Origin of the sequence: Enterobacter cloacae complex sp. SYL003 (assembly GCF_049236925.1) — a bacterium.
GTDB classification, from domain to species: domain Bacteria; phylum Pseudomonadota; class Gammaproteobacteria; order Enterobacterales; family Enterobacteriaceae; genus Enterobacter; species Enterobacter intestinihominis.
Map to the genome: position 1 here is coordinate 16643 of NZ_JBMKJK010000012.1, position 16031 is coordinate 32673.

The window sequence follows — 16031 nt, forward strand, 5'->3', positions numbered from 1 at the left end:
AAAAAGCCACCGTCAGGTGGCTTGCAGTACGTGGTTTGGTTTATTGCTGATCTTCTGCATAAACCCCGGCGGATATAATGGCGCCGCCAATTTCCCGTTGCCCATAAAGCAGGGGGACGGGATTGCCAGATGCCGTCGTGTTAACGGGACCACCAAACGCATAGGAGGGTTTGTTATCAGGTTCCTGACGCATTCGCAGACCTGAAACCTGAGGAGAGAGCATCTGCACTACACCGCCAACGGCCATAGAACCAGCTGCGGCATATAGTGCCATTTGTGTGCTTGCTGCCCATCCTATTGGGTTCCACCAGGTAAAGGCCGCAATTGCGGCGGCAGTAACAATTTGAAAGAGCCCCGCCCTTTTACTACCGCGTATGACAGGGATAATGCGGAGCTCATCACCAGGCCCAAGAAGATCAAACTCTTCCTTGCCTATGTTTATTTGGTTTCGGAAGATGACAAAGTCCAGCCCTTTCGCTCTGGTCTCGCGCAGGTAGGAATCAAATCCATCAATGGTGTTAGAAAGCGCCCTGAAAACTTCGCTGGCGGACGTTAGTGCACGGCGATGTGTCCTGCCAAATCGCTGAGCCATTGAGCCGCTGAGTTTGATAACGGTTTTTCTTTCCATTACATCAAATCCTTATAACGCAGAATTTTGATGGTACGGTCACGGTAATAGCCACCGTAGGGAATACGCTGGCTTAGCTGGCCATACATGTGATGCAGTAGCATGTTGCCATCAAGCAAAATCCCGGCATGGTTCGGGACGGTGGACTGAACCTGCATGATAACCATGTCACCTGGCTGAGCGGGACCGTCGTACTCACGAAAACCGCATTCCTGCCAGTTGTCCATATAGAGGTTTTCACCCTGCTCCCACCAGTGGCGATCTACGCTGTAGTTGGGCAGTTCAATGCCGTGTTCGATGCGGAAATAATCCATGATGAGAGACCAGCAGTCAGCATATCCGAGAACAAACTGGCGCCCTGTGAGGGGGCGGTCTCCGCGAGGCATGACGGTGCGAATGTCGCCCTCTGGCCACGATGCAATAATCCACGGCAGCTCCGTGGCATCACACATCAGCATGTCGAGCTCGCTCGGCTGGGTTGTTGCCCCGTCGCCGGGGTGACTGTGGACGATCGCCACCACAGTTCCCTGCTCTTCGGCGGCCGCATAATCCTCAGGATTGAGTTCAAATTGCTCAGTCGGTGACTCAGCATTATTTTTGCAGGGGATGTATTTCTCCACCCGCCCCTTCTGAATAACCACGCCACAGCACTCCTCGGGGAAGGATGCGGCGGCATGCGCCAGAATGGCGCTAACTGTTTTGTCGCGCATGATTATCCTCTCAGAAGTGAAGCGCCGGGGAACCCGCCATAATCCAGCTGTTCATTCTCTCCGAAGCGAGGTTTACAGCCCGTTGACAGCAATCCGGAGCAAACATCCTGTGAAGGATCGTCCACCCGATTGCCGTCTTTATCGAACCAGCCGTTTTGCCCGGCGTAGGTGCAGCCGTTCCCGGTTTTGTACCAGCCCCGCATGCACCACGTGCACATTGGCTGAATTTGCCGGGTCGGAATGAGTTGCCCTCGCAAATCGGCTGGACTGGAAAGCTCAAACTCTACGGTTTCATCGTCTGACCCTGATTTACGGTCGATGTAATAAACCTGTTTGCGCTCCTCGTTGGGATTCGCTGTCGGGTTCCCGCCAGGAAAATTTCTTGCGTCCAGGTAGTGAGCGAAGGTGTCATGGATGATCACCTTTGCTTTAGCCATCCCCTGAAACCTGCGGCACAGCGCGCCAATCGTACCGCTGATGTTTGCAACGGTGAGAGAAGGCCGTGAACTCTGGCCGTCACTGCTGACAGATATGCCGGTCAGTTCATACGGCCACGCGCCATACTCCTGCCCCTGCCACCACACCGACTTCGGCTCAAGTTTTGACTCGTCGCCGCCTGCGGCGATGATTTCCGCCTCGGTATGCGGGATTGTCTCGTTGTGAAAGCGAAGAATACCCGCACCGAACGCTGAGCCGTCCACCTCGATCAGGCGGACGCGCTTACCCGGTTCCAGTTTCTGGACATCAGATGAAATACTCATGGATGGTATGCCTGTATGAATGTGCTGCTGAGGGTGTATTTTTTGTTGCCGTGGGTAGATATCTGGAAGGATTCCGCGCGCCATAAACCTGAAGGCTCAAGCGGCGGCTTCCAGATAAATGACTTCCACCCTGTATGTCTGTTCAGAAAGTTTTTAATGGCCTGAATGTAAGCCTCATCGCCGGTAAAGCTCACGCTCCACTGAGGTGTTACCGGGTTGATGCCGTCCCCGGCCACCTGTGTATAGCCATCGCCAAACTGCGCCTTTCGGGTACGAAAACTTGTATCAACCTGAGAGGCAACCTTTGGGCACCAGCTGAAGGTTTCGACTGCCATGGTTAAACTCCCTTGATTAATCGCCACAGAGGCGAGCCCGGCATGCTGGCCTGTTCGTTAATGACACCAGTGATGGCATCCTTAAGCTGCCTGCCTGCTGCTCCGGCAGTACCCTGACTGGACGCCTGTGGAGATCCGCCCTGAATATTGATATCGCCGAAGTTAACTGAAGGCACGCCACCAGAGACCTGCGGCATCCCTACTGCGCGAACAGCAAGATCACCATTAGGTGCCCGCGTGAGTGGCATAATGGCTTCAGGACCTGCCTCGCCGAAAATCCCCGCACCTTTGGCAAAAGCAAACAGCTGAGGCGTCTGGAAAACTCCATTGCTGTAAGCGCTCAGGGACGGAGAGTCGTAAACATTACCCTTCGCGTTAAATGTGAAGTTCGCGCCAGCATTCTGAATAGCGGTACCGCTGCTGGCGGTTGCGGCTGACGAGGCACCAAAACTGAACAGTGATCCAATTGAGCTGACGCCATTAGCAACAGCCATGTTCACCAGAACGTTCTGGATAATCTTCAGTACGCTCACGCCCCAGTCCTTCCAGCTGTCAACGTTGCCATTGAGCATGTCGGTGATCGTGGTGACCGCGCCACCCATAGCCTGCTTCATGCCGTCAGCGGCCAAGGAAGAATAGTCAGTAGCTTCGTCCACCCAGTTCGCATAACCCTCAGACAGTCCCGTCATCCAGTCGTCACGCTGCGCATCAGAAGCTGCGTAATATCCCTCCTGGTCGCGCAGGCGCTCTTCGAGGTAGCGCTTATTAAGTGCCAGCCCCTGCTGATAGAACGTCTCGTCGATTTCACCAGCCTGACGCTGGCGGAGAAGATCGGTATTCTTCTGCTCAAACTCCTTACGCAGATTGAACTGCTCCTGAAGTCTTTCACGGAACCTGGTTCCCTGCCCGTATCCCAGCAGTTGCGCTTCATTGGCTGCGCGGGCGCTGGCGTTACTGTCGGCAAGGTTGGCTTCGTAATTTCGCAGTTGCTCACGTAATTTAACCTGGTCAATCAGCGTAGCATTCTGCAATACCGTCTTTTTCTGGGCTTCTGTCAGAGAAGCAAGCTCGCCCTGGCTGACCTGGTATTTAACCTTCGCCAGTTCAGTATTCTGGCCTTGCAGGGCAATCTGCTCTTTTTGCTGCTTGATAAGGCGCTTATACACATCCTCGGTTTTCTCGCCTTCGGTTTTACCACCCTTCGCCTTAGGTTTGTTGGCCTCATTATTCCGCCATTCAGCAAGACCGTTATTAATCAACTCCTGACGGCCTGTATGGAATTGCGGATCACTGGTTAACCCCAGGTCATCGGCTGCATAACTCAGACGCAGGCGCTCTTTGGCCTCACCCTTCAGGCGTGACAATTCCAGATCCCGGCGACTCTTTTCGAGAGCATCAGTTTGCTTTTTGTCGAGGTCGGCCTGAGGGAGTCTGAGCGGGACGTTAGCCAGTCCCTGACGTGCCATTAGGAGTTGATTACCGAGACCAAGTAACCGGTTAAATTCGTCATGCTGGCCATTCATCAATAGGAGAGATTGATAAGCCCGGTTCTGATTGGCGGCCTCCTCCCGAATCAATGTCACCCGCCGATGTTCAAGCCCTTCAAGAACCTGTTGAATAGAAGCAGATTTTTCCTGCATCTGAGCAAGTCTTTCTTGCTCAACAGATAACTGCTCTGTAGCCGTAGCCAGCCCACGAGTTACAGTGTCCAAAGATGTCAGGTGGTTAATCATGAAACCACCGCTGGTCGTTGGGCCGGGGTTGCTGATCACTGACTGATAACCAGCTATCTGTTCTTTCAGGCTTTCAATCTTGCTTTTTTGTTCATCGATCAGCCTATTCTGCTCATTCAATGCTGCGCGCGTTTTCTCGGCATTGTCTGAAGCTTCAGGTAGAGACATTGCCCTCGACTTTTTACTGACTTCATCTATTGTGCTGGCGTATTCCAGAGCAGAGCGACGGGCCTGCTCCTGATTTTGATACACCGCATACCATGCGCCAGCACCCAACATTACCAAACCAGGAATTCCGCCGATGAGACCAAGGGCACCACTCATGAGCCGGGTACCGACAGATGTCACGCTATTGAGATTACTTTGAGTCGAAACACGATTTGAGAGGTTACGGTTTAAGGCACCCTGAGCGGCAGCCAGCCGTCTTTCAGCGACAGCCTGAGCGTCGGCATTTTTAGCTGCTACCAGCCCTGCCTGCGCACGTTCAAGTGCTGTTCTGGCTCTCACTTTTTCCGTAGCTGTACCACTGGCAAGAGCGGTAGTCAGTCTGGTATGGGCAGCAGTGACTTTTGCTTCAGCTGCCGCGACTTTCTCTTGCTGAGCCGCCTGAACACCTGCACTTCTTGAACTCTGTACTGCTTGCTGAGCCCGATAAACTTCAGCCCTGGAAGCCGCAACAGCGGACTGAGCCGCTTTGTCCTGCGCGACAGCAAGAGCAACCTCTGACTTAGCGGCTGATATTAGTGCACCAGTTGCACTCGTGGCACTGGTTACAACTCCGCTGAGATATCTTGCCAACCCAACGCCAACAAGCGCACCAGCTACTGTTGTTATTGTGGACATATTGTCAGCAACTTCACTGAGCGCACCGCTCACTGCTGATGAGGTAAAAGAATCAAGCGTCTGTGCGACATTATCCAGTCCACCAGACAACGCATCGGTAGCACCAGTAGCCTGGTTGACACCACCAACCCAGGCCATGAATGAGTTAGTGACTTTTTGCAGGGAGCCGGAAACAGTTTGCGGCATGCTGGCAAACTCCCCCTGTAATGAGCCCAACTGGCTCATTAATGCAGGAACAACCTTATCAATCGTAAGTTGCCCCTGGTCAGCCATGCTCTTCAGGTCTTTGCGGGCCACGCCCATTCCGGCGGCAAGTGCGCGGATAACACGATCACCTGCTTCGTTAACGGCGTTGAATTCTTCACCGCGAAGAACGCCCTGCGCCAGAGCCTGGCTGAATTGAGTGATAACAGAACTCGCTTCCTGAGTATTAGCCCCCGAAAGTTTAAGACCGGTAGAAACAGCTTCGGTAATTTTCAGAACTTCGTCAGAGCTATACCCAAACTCACGCATTGAAGCAGCTGCGCGTGAAAAAAGGTTTGCGTTGTCTGAAAACGCGGTGCCAGTTCTTTGGCTGATTTCCATTAACTGGCGCTGAGAGGCAGCAAAATCATCAGCTGAAGATGATGCCTGCTTAAGGCGGGCGTTTACTGAATTCCACTCATCAGCAATCTGCACGAGCTTACCAGTCGCAAAAGCGGCCGTAGCAGCAGCAGCGGCTCTTCCTGCCGATGCAAACCCAGCGGTCAGATCAGATAACGCCCTTTCGCTCTCTCGGGCGGCAGCGGCAGCCTGACGGCCACCATTTTGCATGGTGCGGTAATAATCCTGCCCCATACGTGAAGCGCGGGAAATTTCCGTCTGGAATGATTGCGAGTTAGCGGAAATTTTGATTATTAACTCACGTAAAGTTGCCATTTAGTCTAACTCCAGACGTAAAAAAACCGCCGAAGCGGTTTTATTTTTATTGTTTCCAGACCTTTTGCCTGGCTTCTTCGAGGTATTCTTCATCAGTCTTAACCGGTGGGGAATCGACTGCTAAATCACTACCACAGTGCTTACATTTAATAGCTTCGCTTTTGATTAACTCTGCACAGAATGGGCACTTCTTCATGCCATCGTTTTCAATTAAGTCTTTTTCTTCTGCCGCAACATCCTTCTTTATTACCAAAGAATGTACAAAAGCAATTATAAATAGCAGAGCACCATACACCCACCATGCAAAGAAAGATCTTCCTTTGCTTTGAGCAATTAAGGCTGGAATTAAGCCTATAACAATTGAAACTAGTAAAATTTCCATTTTGGTTCCCCAGCATTATCAGTCTAAGAATCCTAATATTATCTGGGTCAAAAGTCACTGCGTCGCGGCAGTAAGTGCAGCCTCAAGCCCAGCAAACGGGTCCTTCGGTTCTGATTGCTCATCACCACCCCAGCGCAGGATCGCATCGTCCAGCGGTACTTTTGCCCCCTGCGAGCCGTAGATGGCAGAGACGAGCTGGGCGGCCTGAATGTCACCACGAATATCGCCAACCGGACTTTGCCTGTCGTACTCAATCCACATCAGAAGCTCGCTTGCCGTCATATTCTGCCGAAGCTCTGAGAGCGTGCGCCCCATCCGGAGCGCAAGCGACATCAGAAACTTTACGCCGGGGGTTGAGACTTTTCCCGCGCTTCGTCCGCGTTGTTGATCAGGTCAAGCGCCTGTTTTAGCAGGCGTGAATGGACGGGGCCGTAGATTTCACGCACCTGCTCTTCTTCATCTACGCTGAATACCGGTTGCTTATCGGTGTCACACAGAACGTCAATGAAGAGCACAACGTCAGCGCAAAGATTACGGTGTGCCTTTTCCGATACTGACACATTTTCATCATCAGCACCCGCTTTCACCACTTCCTGCCAGCGCAGCCAGGCTTCACCTGACGGCTCACGGAGAACCACTTTGACGCCTTCCCACTCAGGAACGGCGACCGTCTTATGACGAAATCCCGACATCTTAGCCAGGGCGAGATTTTTAATATTCTTCATGCGACCTCTCAGGAGCCAGACTCGATGTTTTCAGGCTTACCTTTCAGGCGCAGGGAGAACGTTGCCGCCACTACGCCGTTGGTACCTGAAGACCAGGTGTGCTGGCGGATTTCAGCCAGGAACTTAAAGCCCTTGCCGGACGGGAAGATAACCTGGAAAGCGTAGGTCGTATCGTTGTCATAGGCCTCACGCAAGGCGTCCTGCGCCGGATTCTTGTAGAAGTTGCCGGACAGAGAGATTTCTGACGGAGAAGGCAGGCCGTTGATGTTCTCCTGCTCGGTAGAGCAAAGTGTTGTTACGTCGATATCCTGCTTCTGACCACCGGTGAACTGAATTTCTTTGATGGTGCAACTCAGATCGAGGAAGGTTGCGGAATCCATCGTTTCTTTGGTGGCTGGCAGGGAGGAAATAAGGATCTTCGTCAGCTGCGATTTTTCATAAAGTGCAGACATAGCTGTCTCCTGGAAAAAGAAAACCCGCCATCAGGCGGGTTCGTTGGGTGAATTAATTGTCAGGGGGTAACTTTAAAATCCAGGGTGACACGGTAGAGCCGATAATCTGGCTCGTACCCGGGGATTTTTACCACCTCTGTAGGGGTTAACGGCTCAAGCGAAGCGAGCACCAAATCTCTCAGGGATCGTGATTCAGCGATCGAAGTGGAATACACATCGACCTGAACGGAAACCCTGCTCTCTGCCTGGCCACACAGTACGTCAGCGGAAACATCATCGACGATGGAAAAGATAATCCAGGGTGGAGAGACAGACGGTTTCCCGTCACTACCTAATGGCGCAACATAGGGGTATACCCGTCCTTCTGCCAGGGAAGAAAGCAAGGCGTAGATATTATCTTCATTCACTTGCTCAATACCTCATCAATAGCCTGATTCATCCTGGCAATGGCGACGCTGGCGGCCTCTTCCTCGCGAGTATCGTAAGCGGGTCGCACAAACGGATGTGCAGGCATGTTCGCGGTGCCCAGCTCAACGAATCGCCAGTAAAAGGCGTTTCTCGGGTTATTCGCCTTCATCGTGTTATCGCTGTTTCCGGTGCGCGGGTTAACACCACGAATATGGACGCCGGAAGAAATTTCCCCGCGGCGGCGGCTTTTTTGGGTCACCACCACCACGTTTTTTTTCAGTTTCCCGGTGCGCACCGGCGCGCGGGCGATCACTTCTTCCTTAAGCACTTCGGCGCCAGCGCGCGTGGCATCACGCAGAACCTTGTTGTTTTCAGCGCGGCTAAGCGCCTCCAGATCCTTTGCGATGTCATTCAGCCCGGAAAAATCGAGGCTCGTCTCAATCATTTTTCGGCTCCCGTTTTGCAAAGAATTTCCAGGCGAGTGCCGGTCGCATTTGCTACAGGAGGACCGATGATATTTAGCACCTGACCTTTATACGGGCCGCTGAGCACTTCCAGACGCGAAGATGCATTCAGCTCAGCCCTGAAGCGCATCCAGACGCGAATGGTTGCCTGCGCAGTTTCCGCACCGCCAGACATCTGCTCTCTGCCGCTGATCCCCTTCACCTCAGCCGGTACCGGGTTGCCACCACTCCACGATTCAACCGGCTGACCAGATGGATCGCGCGAAGTCGTGAAGGTGAGAATTTTTACCCTGTGCCTGAATCGTCCAGGTTCCATCAGGAGCCCTCCTCAGGTTCAGATTTACCGCGCCAGTTGCGATGGATGAACATCATGCGTTCTGCTGCAGCGTTCTCATAAAGCTGTACTTCGCTTTGCGCGGTGCGGTGTTCAAACATGTCAGCAAAGACAAGAAGAACGGCGCCCTTAACGGCTGCAGGAATATCAGCTGCAACCTTCCATGCTGGTTCATCGCACCAGCGTATGCAGTAGTCAAAAGCGGCCTGAGCGTACAGGGTGATCAGCTCGTCCCTGTCGTCTTCCTCAAACTCAATCTGCTGCTTAAACAGGCGGAGGCCTATGACATCCAGAACATCTATCGCCATACGTTAAAAGGGCGGGTCACCCCGCCCCCTCCATCATGAGCCAGAAGAGAAAGCGCCCTTGATGATTGCCGTCGGGCGATAGTGCGCCAGCGCCAGGCGTTCTTCGCACAGGATGGTCAGCATGTTTTTCACGAAGTTGTCGCGGTCTTCACGGCTGACTTCCACGGTGGCATCCATGCGATCCCACACCTGTGAGGCCATATCAAAACCGCCCACCGTAAAGGTGCCGGCGGCCTGCGCCTTAGTCGGAACCACTGGCAGGCCCCACATGATGTTGCTGGTAAACGCCTGAGGACCACCGAAGATATAGCGGCCTTCGTTGTCTTTCAGCAGCGCGATGTTGTGCCAGTCACGCGGGTTAAGGACGATACCGGAAGCGCTAAACTCCGACTCCGTCACCTGGTAAATAGCGTGAGCGATAATGTCAGCGCGGGTGTCGCCGGTGGCATTCAGCGAGGTGTCATAGGCTGTTGCCACTTTATTCAAACCTTCCAGGTTATCCCCGGTGCCGTCGCCGTTCAGCAGCTGGCCTTCTTCTTTCAGTGCCAGGCCGTACATGAGGCGGTTGTTGACGTATGACTGCAGCATTGGCGCATCGTCCATAACCTGACGTGACGCCTGCACCCAGTGGGCGATAGTCTTCACGTTCGCGGTCTGCTTGCTGAAGGTAATATCCGATTCAGGTTTCAGCGCTTTCTCGGCCACCACATCGGCGTTATTGGTAAACACCTCTTCACGGACGTATTCCAGGGAGTTACTGGAAATGCGGCCCTGCGCCAGCAGATCACGAATGGTCAGACGGCGCAGGCCCGGCATGATGATGCCTGGAACCTGCATCGGCTGGATCAGGCTGCCTGCAGAATCAGAATCACTGCCCAGCGACTTGTTAAAGGTTTTCGCGTCGAAGCTGCCTTTGCTGCCGTTCCAGGACTTCTGCAGCTCTTCAGCAGCCCGTTCGGAGAAGGATTTCTTCTCACCCGGATTTTCGGCACCGGAGGCCAGTTTCTGCTCAAGATCGAAGAGGCGAGTGCCGGATTTGGTCAGTTCTTCCTGTACTTTCGCAAGGTCGGACTGCAACTGCTTAGAAACCTGCCCAGTGCTTTCGATTTCTGCTTTCTGCGCATCGAAAAGCTGGGACATTTTCTGCTGTGACTCTTCGATAGCTTTTTGAATGAGAGCGAGTTCAGACATAATTAATTACCTAAATTAGAAGGGAAAGATTTGATGCTCTGAAGCAGAGCTTTGATTTGTGCTTCGTTTCCGTCGCCCTCGGACTCGCTCCGAATCGCTGACTTAAACCGGGCTATTAGCCCAACTGCCTGTGATTTGGTGAGCCCGACTGAATCCCTCAGCCAGTTCTCCACATCACGGATCGTTTCAATGCCATCGACACTTTTCATGGCTGAAATGCCAGCCTGTTCGTTGGCCGGGAAGGTACAAACGCTGATTTCACGCAGGGCCTGAATATTCTTAAAAATGCGGCCGGTGGTAGTGATGTTGTAATCGTCTTTCGCAACTGAAAAACCAACCGACATCCCCTCAACGGTACCGTGCTGCATTGCCGCTTTCAGGTCGGTGGCGCCGCTGTGCCCTGGCGTCAGTTGACCACGCACATACAGACCTTTTTCGTCTTCGGCCAGGCTGTCCCATTTACCAACCGGCAGCTCCCACGTCTTGTGGTTGAAAAACATCGCCACTTTGCGGGTCTGGTTAGCCAGTGCATTTTTAAATGCCCCGGGCAGAATGATGTCGCCATCGGAATCGGTGTTATTAAAAACAGAGGCGTAGCCTTCAAAAATCCCCTGCTTCCCGTCACCGGTGAATTTGATTTCTGTCTCGTCGAAGGACAGCGTTTTTACGATTTCAGGCATTACGGCCCCCATAAAAATTAAGCCCCGTTATTACGGGGCTCTTTGTTGGTTCCTAAGTCGGTGATCGGCACGTACTGCGACTGGCGCATTGCCACATCTCCACCCGGCAATGGCGGGAGGTTGTCCGTTCGGCGCATCTCATTGATGGTGCGTAGCCCTGCCTCTCCCATTGCCTTCATAAAGGCTGCGCGGGATGCCGAATCGCCCCTCAGCAGGCCGTCGAGATTGTGCTCAGCATGAATGCGGCCAACATCCTTAGCAGGAATAAGCCACCGCTGAATACTGTTTTCCCACCGGGAGATATAGGGCTGCAGTGTGTACTGCAGGAAGCCGAGATTCTGCTGCTCGATGCCCGATCCCCAGCTCGTTGATTTCTCGACGTCGCCGACAAGGTGAGGCGGTACGCCAAAGAATCGCGCCAGTTCACTTACCTGAAATTTTCGGGACGCCATCATTTCGGCATCCTGTGGCGTTACGCCAATTGGTGAAGTTGTAAACCCCGCTTCCAGAATCCAGAGGCGTTTTTTTACCGGGCCGCCAGCGATCTCTTTAAAGTTCTCTTCAATCTGGTTTCTCTGCGGCTCTGTGAGAACTTTGTCACCGGTCATGAGGAGTTGAGGCGATTTGGCGCCATTGGCAAAGAAATCTCGTTGCTGATCCTCCATCGCCACCGCCACCCCTGCCGATTTACAGGCAAAAGCGATGGGTGATAGGCCGACAAGCCCGGTAAAGCCGAAGCCTTTAAGGTGAAAAATCTCTTTCTGCGAAAAGTCGGCGTATTCGCTGTCGCGCTGATAGCGATAAACCACTTTTTTTCCGACAAGTTTCACATCCATACTGGCCGACTGAAGCGGGAGAAGGCTGATCACGTCACCCGCGCTGTTGCGGTCAATCAGTGCATACGCGTTACCGAAGAAACAGAGCTGCATCGTCATGGCCTCCCTGAATTCCTGGGCGGTCATGTACTGATTCGGCGAGTAGCGCAGCAGTCGCGCCAGCGGATTGCTCAAATCCACTTTTTTACGGTTGTCATTCTGGTCGGTTTCAAAAACGTCAAGCGGGAGGCATGAGGTGAGCGTTGAAATCAGGCTCACGCAGCGCCACACCGTCGAAATTTGCAGTATCCGTTCATCGTTAATGGATGAATCGCCCAGGTGTCCGTGGGCCGAAACGGGCCCCGTTTGTGAGCCCTGATTTGGGGTGACTAAACGCCCGCCGACAAACCAGGACTGCAGCCTTGCCCACCAGCCGTTATTGGTTTGCAGGTCAATCGTGTATTTAGGTTCTTCCATCACATGCTCAGCGGTCGGAAAATGAAGTCGTCGAAGTCACCACCCTGTTCGGTAACTTCCCCATTAGCAGCACCAACGGACATTGTCATTGCGACCATGCCATCAATACGGCCCGTTGCTTTGGATTTATCGAGCTTGCGGTTACCAGCAGCATCTTTCACCACCACCGCATTCACAGCACACATCGTTAATACGGGGTGCATGCCATGCCTTACACGCCCGTTAAGCATCAGAGACTCCAGCGTGTCTACAGCTGGCCCCATATCCTTAAAGCCCTGTCCGAACTCGACCAGCGGGAGGTTCAGCCCAATGGCATCGGCATCTTTCCTGAACTGGTCAATGCGCCAACGGTCAAAAGCCATCGAGGTAAGGTCGAAATCACCGATAATTTCAGCGATATCCGCAACGACGAATGAGTAATCCACCGAAGCGCCTGGCGTGGTGCGCAGCAGCCCCTCCCTCACCCAAACGTTATAGGGTGCGCGGTCCGTTTTGGTTCGCTCTTCAAGAGTCTTTTGCGGTGTCCAGAAGAAGGGGAAAACATCCCAGACACCATCATCTGCTTCACCAGCTATAACCAGCGCCGTTAAGTCGTTCCTGGCTGACAGATCCAGCCCCGCGTACCACTTCCTCGGGGTGTTAATCGGCATCTCTCCGCAAAGCTCCCACACGCTGCGGGAAATAAACGGCGATACGGTAGAAACGCGCTGATTGAGGTTGAGGTTTCGGAAGGTGTTTTCGAAGCTTGGCATTCGGCCAGCTTTCTCAGCCTGGCGCGCCATGTCTTTTTCTGACCTGAATGTGCCCAGCGCCGGGTTCGCGGCCAGCCAGGACTCGCGTTTACTGATATCAGCGTCTTTTGGCGCTTCATAAACGTGGCACACGATGTGCGGGTCTTTCGATTTGACTGCATCATCAATCCAGATGCTCAGCAGGTCGGCGTCATTTGCTGCCTGCGTACTGATAACAACCAGCAGCGGGTTCTCATGCGCCCCCTGCGCGGTAGTTATTGCATCGATAAAATCATCCTGTGGTCCCCTTACCTGCCCGGTTTCATCAAGAATGGCCAGAATGGGGGAAAGGCCGTGCGTCGTCTTACCTTCTGCTGATAAAGCCTTGTATTCGACGTTACACGGCAAACCAATCAGCTTTTTGCCGCTTGGCGTAATGTGAACAATCTCCTGCAGCTTAGGGTTCAAGTTGACCATCTTCACCGCGAGGTTAAAAACGATGGCCGCCTGTTCCCGGCTAAGTGCACCGCTGACAATCTGCGTGTTCTGGACCGCTTCAGGCCCCACCAAGTGAGCCAGGAGGATTCCAGCGATTAAGCCTGTTTTACCGTTTTTTCGGGCGATGCTGAGGATCGCCATATCCGTTCCGGCTGGATTGTCGTAAACCGCCAGGATGAATTCTTTCTGAAAGGTGTCCAGCCTCATTGGCTGGCCGATAAGCTTGCCTTCCGGCACGATGCAGAAGCGCTCAATGAACGCTATTACACGCTCACCTCGCGTCATAGTCTTTTATCCGTGCTTGGGAAAGGCGATCAGGTTGTCGTCCTGGTCCTGATGCTCGTTTTTGGTATTTCGTGCATCACGATCGTTCTGATTACGTTTCTTCTGGTCGCGACTTTCGCCGTTGGTTGCGTGGGAATGGATCTGGAGGTCGCGGCGCTGAGCCAGGATAGTTCGTTGTAGCTCAACAATTTGCTTGCGGAGGTCTTTAATAAGGCCTTCGTCTCGCTCCTCCCCGCGTATACGCTCTTCTTTGCGTAAATCCTTGCGTAAAACGGTGATATAGAGCTGATTATTAGCAAGTTCTACGGCGGCCAGCAGGTCGGCAGGCGTCCAGCTGTCCAGAGCTTTCGATCTGATATTGTCATGCCAGAATGGTTCGGCTTTTTTCTCCAAACCTGCATGGGACGGCGGATCGATGGTGTCCACAGCTGCATTTTTCATGGCCTGAACCGCTGCCGCCGAACTGTCGGAACGGGTTCGTTTATCTGCCATATGTCAACACCTTAAAACTAAAAAAATCGGGTTAGCGTTAAATTCAAACTTTGGCGGCGGTCATTTGGGGCAAAGGTTTTGAAGATTTGATCCCCCCCCTGCCCCGATGCGATTCGTTCTCATTTGATTTCATTGCATTTGAAATGATTTCACTCTTTCATTATCTGTTTCACTTCATCATGCCAGGAGGTCTGTTTATCAACTTGTTCGAGTTTCTGAGCGCCTTTCCCATGCTCGGGCCACACATGACCTGAGAAGGTCAGCGTCGGCACGTTTTCTCCTACCATGTGAGAGAACTGGATAGAGGTAACAGTCTTCATCGCTACGCCATCAATTGCCAACTGAACAAACTTACCGTCGCGGTATTCAATGATGAGGTCTTTCATTACGTGCTCCAGTGAGACGCAGGATCGAGCGGGTAGCCGTTGGCATCACAGCCTATTACCGCGCCGCTCTTCTCCATTCTCTGTTTCGTTGAGTCATGATGAGCTTTGCACAGTGGCTGCCAGTTCTCTTTACTCCAGAACAGGAGCTGTGCTTTCGATATAGCCAGCGGGTTACGTGACTTAAGCGCATCTTTAAGTTTGTGGGGCTCGATATGGTCAACCACCGTTGCTGGGGTAATCCGCCCCTGCTGCTCGCACATCACACATAGTGGGTGCTGCTGCAGGAAACGCAGGCGGGCCTTATCCCATCGGCTGCCATATACGCGAGGCTCTTTGTTCATGCCAGTCTCCATGCGTGACGGTGCTCAAAGTGAGGAAGGATGGGATAAACAACAGCTTATGCCAGCCTCCATGCGCGGCGGCGTTCTGTCCTCGGCTCGTTGTCAGGGTGACGCTCAACCGTCGGGAGGTCAGCGTGATCCACCAGCGAGTAACACGGATAAATTACTCGGCCACCGAATGCCTCACCAACGGCGTAATCAGCTGCCAACGTTTTATTCCATGTGCTGAGCATGCGCGCCAACCTGCCCTGAGGAGGGCTATAACATACGCCGTGAATCAGCTTGCTTAATACGATGTGGTCACCACAGACGCGATCCGCATCCACCAGCATTCCGGCAATCTCTTTCTGATACTGCGGCGGTCGGCCGGTACCGAGATAAAAGCTCAGCATGTCGTCAGGAAAGCGCGCTATCCAGTCCGTTACCGTCTCGGTGAATCCCTCAACCGGCAGCGCGTCGTCTTCTAACACCACTACCCGGCAAGGTTGCTCAGCAGCCCATTCGATAGCGCGACGATGATTCCAGTTCGCGCCGTGGTTATCGTCATCAACCAGCAGATGAGCATGCAGCAGTGCAGCAAGACGTTGTGCAGGCCCTAAGCGGGTATGATGGCCGACCACCACAAACTTAATCTCTTCAGCCACCAGCGAATCTCCAATAAAAAAGCCGCACGATGGCGGCTACTGTCTGAATATCAGGGTGTTGCTTCGCTTTAACCCTGGGTAAAGTGTGTGGTTCAGCCCGTCAGTGGTGGGACACTGGCGCACACATGCGCAGAGGGATGGCTGATTACCTCTGAAGAAGGAAAGGAAATGAGTGGATATAGCGTTTCAGAACAGTTTGAACGGATTGATGACGTTTTACGCAAAAATTACGCGCTGACAGAACTTCTTGCTCAGACATTCAGCGCATTTGTTGTTGGCTCAAACAACAAAGAAGTTATTGCAAACTTTATTAAATCAACTTCTGTTAGTGATCCATCGATGGTTGAGGCTCACACTCATGCAAAGGAAGCTTTACTGAAGATTCTTGACTCCGTAAAAACAAATTAATTTTTCAATCCTTGCAGAAGATATAAATATCTTACCGGTAGGCAGGCTGAAAAATTCATGGTTGCGGCAACTAGATTTGTTG

General features: G+C 52.8%; 21 protein-coding genes and 1 pseudogene. 1 reads left to right on the forward strand and 21 read right to left on the reverse strand.

The annotated features are described in order from the left end of the window. Positions 1 to 40 precede the first annotated feature (40 nt). The 21 genes and pseudogenes from ACOT1A_RS15740 to ACOT1A_RS15840 form a co-directional block, all read right to left on the reverse strand. Positions 41 to 628, reverse strand: coding sequence for a tail assembly protein (locus tag ACOT1A_RS15740; protein ID WP_000440211.1), 588 nt, complete (start codon positions 626 to 628; stop codon positions 41 to 43). Then, positions 628 to 1338 (reverse strand): C40 family peptidase, encoded by a 711-nt coding sequence (locus ACOT1A_RS15745; protein ID WP_023296258.1) that lies wholly within the window; start codon positions 1336 to 1338, stop codon positions 628 to 630. The genes ACOT1A_RS15740 and ACOT1A_RS15745 overlap by 1 nt, the downstream gene beginning before the upstream one ends. A gap of 2 nt (positions 1339 to 1340) precedes the next feature. Next, the gene (locus ACOT1A_RS15750) at positions 1341 to 2099 is read right to left on the reverse strand and encodes a phage minor tail protein L (RefSeq protein ID WP_016240208.1); all 759 of its coding nucleotides are present in this window, start codon (positions 2097 to 2099) and stop codon (positions 1341 to 1343) included. Then, complete coding sequence (locus ACOT1A_RS15755) at positions 2096 to 2434, reverse strand: phage tail protein (protein WP_022648882.1); 339 nt, start codon at positions 2432 to 2434, stop codon at positions 2096 to 2098. Before ACOT1A_RS15755 ends, ACOT1A_RS15750 begins: the two co-directional genes overlap by 4 nt. A 2-nt stretch (positions 2435 to 2436) precedes the next feature. Further along, positions 2437 to 5928, reverse strand: coding sequence for a phage tail tape measure protein (locus ACOT1A_RS15760; protein ID WP_421625523.1), 3492 nt, complete (start codon positions 5926 to 5928; stop codon positions 2437 to 2439). A gap of 46 nt (positions 5929 to 5974) precedes the next feature. After that, the gene (locus ACOT1A_RS15765) at positions 5975 to 6310 is read right to left on the reverse strand and encodes a zinc ribbon domain-containing protein (protein WP_016240210.1); all 336 of its coding nucleotides are present in this window, start codon (positions 6308 to 6310) and stop codon (positions 5975 to 5977) included. 54 nt (positions 6311 to 6364) lie between these two features. Then, positions 6365 to 6643, reverse strand: a complete 279-nt coding sequence (locus tag ACOT1A_RS15770; RefSeq protein ID WP_006809154.1) for a phage tail assembly protein T — start codon at positions 6641 to 6643, stop codon at positions 6365 to 6367. Between the two features lie 8 nt (positions 6644 to 6651). Beyond that, on the reverse strand, positions 6652 to 7035 hold the full coding sequence (locus ACOT1A_RS15775; protein WP_001549114.1) for a phage tail assembly chaperone: 384 nt from the start codon (positions 7033 to 7035) through the stop codon (positions 6652 to 6654). A 32-nt stretch (positions 7036 to 7067) separates the two neighbouring features. Beyond that, a pseudogene (locus ACOT1A_RS15780) lies at positions 7068 to 7487 on the reverse strand (phage tail tube protein); the annotation flags it as partial. A 59-nt stretch (positions 7488 to 7546) separates the two neighbouring features. After that, positions 7547 to 7894, reverse strand: coding sequence for a tail completion protein gp17 (gene gp17, locus ACOT1A_RS15785; protein ID WP_063922089.1), 348 nt, complete (start codon positions 7892 to 7894; stop codon positions 7547 to 7549). Then, positions 7891 to 8340 (reverse strand): HK97-gp10 family putative phage morphogenesis protein, encoded by a 450-nt coding sequence (locus ACOT1A_RS15790; protein WP_006809157.1) that lies wholly within the window; start codon positions 8338 to 8340, stop codon positions 7891 to 7893. Before ACOT1A_RS15790 ends, gp17 begins: the two co-directional genes overlap by 4 nt. Then, complete coding sequence (locus ACOT1A_RS15795; RefSeq protein WP_022648751.1) at positions 8337 to 8675, reverse strand: phage head closure protein; 339 nt, start codon at positions 8673 to 8675, stop codon at positions 8337 to 8339. Before ACOT1A_RS15795 ends, ACOT1A_RS15790 begins: the two co-directional genes overlap by 4 nt. Beyond that, entirely contained in the window at positions 8675 to 9001 is a 327-nt protein-coding gene (locus ACOT1A_RS15800) for a head-tail connector protein (protein WP_016063563.1), read from the reverse strand. Before ACOT1A_RS15800 ends, ACOT1A_RS15795 begins: the two co-directional genes overlap by 1 nt. A 33-nt stretch (positions 9002 to 9034) precedes the next feature. Then, the gene (locus ACOT1A_RS15805) at positions 9035 to 10192 is read right to left on the reverse strand and encodes a phage major capsid protein (protein ID WP_128111312.1); all 1158 of its coding nucleotides are present in this window, start codon (positions 10190 to 10192) and stop codon (positions 9035 to 9037) included. 2 nt (positions 10193 to 10194) lie between these two features. Continuing rightward, on the reverse strand, positions 10195 to 10872 hold the full coding sequence (locus ACOT1A_RS15810; protein ID WP_048206707.1) for an HK97 family phage prohead protease: 678 nt from the start codon (positions 10870 to 10872) through the stop codon (positions 10195 to 10197). Positions 10873 to 10889: 17 nt separating this feature from the next. Continuing rightward, on the reverse strand, positions 10890 to 12164 hold the full coding sequence (locus ACOT1A_RS15815) for a phage portal protein (protein WP_421625524.1): 1275 nt from the start codon (positions 12162 to 12164) through the stop codon (positions 10890 to 10892). Continuing rightward, positions 12164 to 13678, reverse strand: coding sequence for a terminase large subunit (locus ACOT1A_RS15820; protein WP_421625525.1), 1515 nt, complete (start codon positions 13676 to 13678; stop codon positions 12164 to 12166). The genes ACOT1A_RS15815 and ACOT1A_RS15820 overlap by 1 nt, the downstream gene beginning before the upstream one ends. A gap of 6 nt (positions 13679 to 13684) precedes the next feature. Continuing rightward, positions 13685 to 14170 carry a hypothetical protein gene (locus ACOT1A_RS15825; RefSeq protein ID WP_058663679.1) on the reverse strand — a complete coding sequence of 162 codons (486 nt, stop codon included), beginning with the start codon at positions 14168 to 14170 and terminating at the stop codon, positions 13685 to 13687. Positions 14171 to 14319: 149 nt separating this feature from the next. Continuing rightward, positions 14320 to 14556, reverse strand: a complete 237-nt coding sequence (locus ACOT1A_RS15830) for a hypothetical protein (RefSeq protein WP_213790643.1) — start codon at positions 14554 to 14556, stop codon at positions 14320 to 14322. Beyond that, positions 14556 to 14897 carry an HNH endonuclease signature motif containing protein gene (locus tag ACOT1A_RS15835; protein WP_213790641.1) on the reverse strand — a complete coding sequence of 114 codons (342 nt, stop codon included), beginning with the start codon at positions 14895 to 14897 and terminating at the stop codon, positions 14556 to 14558. The genes ACOT1A_RS15830 and ACOT1A_RS15835 overlap by 1 nt, the downstream gene beginning before the upstream one ends. A 56-nt stretch (positions 14898 to 14953) precedes the next feature. Continuing rightward, positions 14954 to 15541 (reverse strand): hypothetical protein, encoded by a 588-nt coding sequence (locus ACOT1A_RS15840; RefSeq protein ID WP_419879691.1) that lies wholly within the window; start codon positions 15539 to 15541, stop codon positions 14954 to 14956. An 87-nt stretch (positions 15542 to 15628) separates the two neighbouring features. Between ACOT1A_RS15840 and ACOT1A_RS15845 the strand changes: the two genes are divergently transcribed. Beyond that, positions 15629 to 15949 carry a hypothetical protein gene (locus ACOT1A_RS15845; protein ID WP_180239557.1) on the forward strand — a complete coding sequence of 107 codons (321 nt, stop codon included), beginning with the start codon at positions 15629 to 15631 and terminating at the stop codon, positions 15947 to 15949. Positions 15950 to 16031 lie beyond the last annotated feature (82 nt).

What these genes read in the sequence shown, in the direction of transcription:
- ACOT1A_RS15755 (WP_022648882.1), bottom strand. Translation starts at nt 2,434, where the DNA reads ATGGCAGTCGAAACCTTCAGCTGGTGCCCAAAGGTTGCCTCTCAGGTT.
- ACOT1A_RS15815 (WP_421625524.1), bottom strand. Translation starts at nt 12,164, where the DNA reads ATGGAAGAACCTAAATACACGATTGACCTGCAAACCAATAACGGCTGG.
- ACOT1A_RS15760 (WP_421625523.1), bottom strand. Translation starts at nt 5,928, where the DNA reads ATGGCAACTTTACGTGAGTTAATAATCAAAATTTCCGCTAACTCGCAA.
- ACOT1A_RS15770 (WP_006809154.1), bottom strand. Translation starts at nt 6,643, where the DNA reads ATGTCGCTTGCGCTCCGGATGGGGCGCACGCTCTCAGAGCTTCGGCAG.
- ACOT1A_RS15835 (WP_213790641.1), bottom strand. Translation starts at nt 14,897, where the DNA reads ATGAACAAAGAGCCTCGCGTATATGGCAGCCGATGGGATAAGGCCCGC.
- ACOT1A_RS15765 (WP_016240210.1), bottom strand. Translation starts at nt 6,310, where the DNA reads ATGGAAATTTTACTAGTTTCAATTGTTATAGGCTTAATTCCAGCCTTA.
- ACOT1A_RS15790 (WP_006809157.1), bottom strand. Translation starts at nt 8,340, where the DNA reads ATGATTGAGACGAGCCTCGATTTTTCCGGGCTGAATGACATCGCAAAG.
- ACOT1A_RS15805 (WP_128111312.1), bottom strand. Translation starts at nt 10,192, where the DNA reads ATGTCTGAACTCGCTCTCATTCAAAAAGCTATCGAAGAGTCACAGCAG.
- ACOT1A_RS15745 (WP_023296258.1), bottom strand. Translation starts at nt 1,338, where the DNA reads ATGCGCGACAAAACAGTTAGCGCCATTCTGGCGCATGCCGCCGCATCC.
- ACOT1A_RS15740 (WP_000440211.1), bottom strand. Translation starts at nt 628, where the DNA reads ATGGAAAGAAAAACCGTTATCAAACTCAGCGGCTCAATGGCTCAGCGA.
- ACOT1A_RS15775 (WP_001549114.1), bottom strand. Translation starts at nt 7,035, where the DNA reads ATGAAGAATATTAAAAATCTCGCCCTGGCTAAGATGTCGGGATTTCGT.
- ACOT1A_RS15810 (WP_048206707.1), bottom strand. Translation starts at nt 10,872, where the DNA reads ATGCCTGAAATCGTAAAAACGCTGTCCTTCGACGAGACAGAAATCAAA.
- ACOT1A_RS15825 (WP_058663679.1), bottom strand. Translation starts at nt 14,170, where the DNA reads ATGGCAGATAAACGAACCCGTTCCGACAGTTCGGCGGCAGCGGTTCAG.
- ACOT1A_RS15800 (WP_016063563.1), bottom strand. Translation starts at nt 9,001, where the DNA reads ATGGCGATAGATGTTCTGGATGTCATAGGCCTCCGCCTGTTTAAGCAG.
- ACOT1A_RS15830 (WP_213790643.1), bottom strand. Translation starts at nt 14,556, where the DNA reads ATGAAAGACCTCATCATTGAATACCGCGACGGTAAGTTTGTTCAGTTG.
- ACOT1A_RS15750 (WP_016240208.1), bottom strand. Translation starts at nt 2,099, where the DNA reads ATGAGTATTTCATCTGATGTCCAGAAACTGGAACCGGGTAAGCGCGTC.
- ACOT1A_RS15795 (WP_022648751.1), bottom strand. Translation starts at nt 8,675, where the DNA reads ATGGAACCTGGACGATTCAGGCACAGGGTAAAAATTCTCACCTTCACG.
- ACOT1A_RS15820 (WP_421625525.1), bottom strand. Translation starts at nt 13,678, where the DNA reads ATGACGCGAGGTGAGCGTGTAATAGCGTTCATTGAGCGCTTCTGCATC.